At 66.6% G+C, this 383-nt stretch carries 1 pseudogene; it reads left to right on the top strand.

What is annotated here, in order from left to right:
* A pseudogene (locus tag INT49_RS20935) lies at nt 1-327 on the top strand (IS3 family transposase); the annotation flags it as partial.
* Between the last annotated feature and the right edge of the window lie 56 nt (nt 328-383).

Genomic DNA, 383 nt, shown 5'->3' with positions numbered 1-383 from the left:
GTCCATGCGGCGAACTTCGGCGTCTACGGGGCGAAGAAGGTCCACGCCCAGCTGCTGCGGGAGGGCATCTCGGTGGCGCGTTGCACGGTCGAGCGGCTCATGCGCGCCGCAGGGCTGCGTGGTATCAGCCGGGCCAAGGGCCCGCGCACCACGATCTCCGGTCGTGGCCCGGATGATCGTCCTGACCTGGTCGAACGTGACTTCACCGCGACCGCTCCGAACCAGTTGTGGGTCGCGGACATCACCTACTGCCGCACGTTCGCCGGCTGGGTGTATGCCGCGTTCGTCATCGACGTGTTCTCCCGCCGCGTGGTCGGCTGGCAGCTGTGGGCCTGTCAACTTGTCTGTGTAAGCGAGGTGTTCACAGGTAGGGGGTGATCCGT

This window comes from Brachybacterium tyrofermentans (assembly GCF_014897585.1).
Classification (GTDB): Bacteria; Actinomycetota; Actinomycetes; order Actinomycetales; family Dermabacteraceae; genus Brachybacterium; species Brachybacterium tyrofermentans.
Note: the sequence above shows the minus strand (reverse complement) of the source record. Positions and strands in the feature narration are given on the sequence as shown.